The sequence below is a fragment of the Streptomyces sp. NPDC055078 genome (assembly GCF_053607985.1).
Map to the genome: position 1 here is coordinate 1 of NZ_JBSGUP010000879.1, position 2,766 is coordinate 2,766.

4 protein-coding genes are annotated in these 2,766 nt (G+C 72.3%); 3 read left to right on the forward strand and 1 reads right to left on the reverse strand.

Annotated elements, in window-relative coordinates; all coding sequences use genetic code 11:
• Nucleotides 1-51 precede the first annotated feature (51 nt).
• Nucleotides 52-222: a hydrophobic protein gene (locus ACWF94_RS38065; RefSeq protein WP_453499466.1), complete on the reverse strand. Its 171-nt coding sequence runs from the start codon at nt 220-222 to the stop codon at nt 52-54.
• 289 nt (nt 223-511) lie between these two features.
• Here ACWF94_RS38065 and ACWF94_RS38070 point away from each other — a divergent pair, with 289 nt between their 5' ends.
• The 3 genes from ACWF94_RS38070 to ACWF94_RS38080 all read left to right on the forward strand — a co-directional run bounded on the left by ACWF94_RS38070 (nt 512) and on the right by ACWF94_RS38080 (nt 2,754).
• Nucleotides 512-1,303, forward strand: a complete 792-nt coding sequence (locus ACWF94_RS38070) for a SigB/SigF/SigG family RNA polymerase sigma factor (RefSeq protein WP_453499468.1) — start codon at nt 512-514, stop codon at nt 1,301-1,303.
• Between the two features lie 89 nt (nt 1,304-1,392).
• Nucleotides 1,393-1,929 (forward strand): DUF6328 family protein, encoded by a 537-nt coding sequence (locus ACWF94_RS38075; RefSeq protein ID WP_453499470.1) that lies wholly within the window; start codon nt 1,393-1,395, stop codon nt 1,927-1,929.
• Nucleotides 1,930-2,268: 339 nt separating this feature from the next.
• On the forward strand, nt 2,269-2,754 hold the full coding sequence (locus ACWF94_RS38080) for an LAETG motif-containing sortase-dependent surface protein (protein ID WP_453499472.1): 486 nt from the start codon (nt 2,269-2,271) through the stop codon (nt 2,752-2,754).
• Nucleotides 2,755-2,766: the final 12 nt, after the last annotated feature.

The following is a 2,766-nucleotide window of genomic DNA, read 5'->3' on the forward strand; positions in this document are numbered from 1 at the left end:
CCGCCGCCCCTTGGGGCCTGTCCCGGCGGACAGACCTCTCCGCGGTCGTACCTACCAGCGGTACCAGCGCGACCTCGGGCCCCCGGCCGTACGGCTCCTCATGAGGAATCCGAGGAGCCAGACGGCGAGCACGGCCAGCGCGATCCACCACAGTGCCTTCACGGCAAATCCGAAGCCGAAGAGAAGGACCACCAGCAGCAGGACAAGCAGGATGGGAACCATAATTCTGCACCTCCGAAATGCGGGTTCCCGCCGGGGGAAGCCATACGCCCGCCGATTTCCCGGAAATGGATTCGGCGGGCCGTGTTTGCCGCCGCGCAGCGGGGGCAGGTGCATTTCGTGCTTCGGACCGGAGGCACGCCCGTGGAGCGGAGAAACGCCCCGGCGCGAAGGTCAATCCTTCCATCATTCGGCCTTTCCGGCCGGTCAGCCCCTTCAGGCACCGCGGCGCCCGCGTTCCCTCCACGATTGCCAGCATCCGTCCCGCACCGCCGAGGGAGTGGCGCGCACCATGCGCACACACACGAGCACCAGGCATCCGCACGACGACGCCCCCGACACCCAGGCCGCGTTCGCCCGGCTGGCCCAGCTGCCCGAGGGACCCGAGCGCGACACCCTGCGCCAGGAGCTGGTGAGCGCCTGGCTGCCCATGTCCGAGCGGCTCGCCGCCCGGTTCAGGAACCGCGGCGAGAATCTGGAGGATCTGCGCCAGGTCGCGGCCCTCGGCCTGGTCAAGGCCGTCGACCGCTACGACCCCGGGCGCGGCAGCGCCTTCGTCAGCTTCGCCGTGCCGACCATCACCGGAGAGGTGAAACGGCACTTCCGCGACCATATGTGGACCCTGCACGTCCCACGGCGGGTCCAGGACCAGCGCAATCGGGTCCGGGCCGCCCAGCGCGAGCTGAGCCAGACCGTCTCCGGCCGGGCGCCCACGGAGGCGGAGATCGCCGAGCGGGCCGGGCTGACCCACGAGGAGACCAGGGCGGGCCTCGAAGCCATCGGCTCCTTCAGCACCCTCTCCCTGGACGCCGAGATCCCGGGCAGCGACCAGGGCCACACCATGGCGGACGCCATCGGCGGCCCCGACCCCGCGCTCGACGTCGTCATCGACCGGGAGGCCGTCAAGCCCCGGCTGCGCGAACTGCCCGAGCGTGAGCGGACCATCCTCTACATGAGGTTCTTCCGCGATATGACCCAGAGCCGCATCGCCGAGGATCTCGGAATCTCCCAGATGCATGTTTCCCGGCTGATCAGCAATTCGTGCGATCGATTGCGGCGGGAAATCATGCAGGATGCCGCATAGGCGGCGACTGGGCAGCGCCGGCGACCGAGCAGCGCCGTCGGCGACTTCGGCCCCACAGCCCGAGAGATACCTCAGGGGAGGAACCCGACATGGGCAACGGCACCAGCCGGCCGCGCGGTCGGCAGGAGACAGAGGAAGAAAGAGCCGACCGAAGGTGGAGCGATCTCCTGCAGGAATTGCGGGTGGCGCAGACCGGGGTGCAGATCCTTTTCGGATTCCTGCTCGCCGTGGTCTTCCAGCCGCGTTTCACCAGCCTGTCGGAGACCGACCGGAACATCTATCTCGCCACCGTCCTGCTGGGGGCGGCGACGACCGGCGCGCTGATCGGACCGGTGTCGTTCCACCGGCTGCTCACCGGGCGGCGGCTGAAGCCGCAGACGGTCGACTGGGCCTCCCGCCTCACCGTCGTCGGACTGTTCCTGCTGCTGTGCACGATGGCCAGCGCGCTCCTGCTCATCCTTCGTGTGGTCCTCCACGACTCGACCGCCGTCTGGCTCGTCGCCGCCATGGTCGTCTGGTTCCTGCTGTGCTGGTGGGGCCTGCCGCTCTGGGCGCGACTGCGCTACGCGGCGGAGGCCGAGCCGTCGGATCCCGGTGCGCCCGAGACCGGCGGGGGCGGACGCTGACCCCGTACCCGGCCGCCGGCGTGACCTGCCCGGCGAGTCCTGCCCGGTGTGACCTGCCCGGTGTGACCTGCCGGGCACGAACTGCCCCGTAACTCTTGGGGGAGGTGAGGGCCCCGCCCCCGACCCGCGAAAGCGCGCACCGGTCGCCGTGGCCTGCCCTACGGCCTGCCCTGCGGGCGGACGGCGCGTCATGGCCGGGCGGGTCCCGGGCGGTGGCGGGCCCGGACGGGAACCGACGGAGCCTCAGCCGGGGCCGGAGACTCGGTAACAGCCGGGCCGTCCCGGCGGTAGTGTGCGCGGACCACCAGAACGGTGAGGCGGTACCAGTGGAGGAACTGAGTGAGAACCAGCAGCACATGGTGGCGTTCCGGGGCCCTCGTGGTGGCCTCGGCTGCGGGCGCGCTGGTCGTCGGCCCGACCGGGTCGTCCGCCTCGGCGCACACCCAGGCGCGGCCGGTGAGCAGCGCCGATGTGAGCAGTGCTGATCCGTGGGCCGAGGATGTGCGGGCCGCAGGTGTGAGCGACGCCGATTCGACGGCCGCCGAAGTGCGGGCCGCCGACCCGCCCACCCGCGCCACCGGTACGCCCGGCACCGTGCCGGTCACCGGGGACGGCGGCCCGGCCGGGTCGGGCACGGCAGCGGGCGCGGGCTCCCGGAGCGGGACCCCCGCCCCCGCCCATGCGCCGGTGCCGGGCAGCGGGGACCTGGCCCGGACCGGCGCGTCCGGCGCGGCACCGCTGATCGCCGCCGCGGCCGTCGCCGTCATCGCCGCGGGCTGCGGCGTCGTATGGGCCGCGCGCCGGCGCCACGGACCCGCCTCGTAGCCCCCGCCGGCG

Bases quoted from the DNA above. Each gene is read 5' to 3' on its own strand.
- ACWF94_RS38075 (WP_453499470.1), top strand. From the start codon at position 1,393: ATGGGCAACGGCACCAGCCGGCCGCGCGGTCGGCAGGAGACAGAGGAA.
- ACWF94_RS38065 (WP_453499466.1), bottom strand. From the start codon at position 222: ATGGTTCCCATCCTGCTTGTCCTGCTGCTGGTGGTCCTTCTCTTCGGC.
- ACWF94_RS38070 (WP_453499468.1), top strand. From the start codon at position 512: ATGCGCACACACACGAGCACCAGGCATCCGCACGACGACGCCCCCGAC.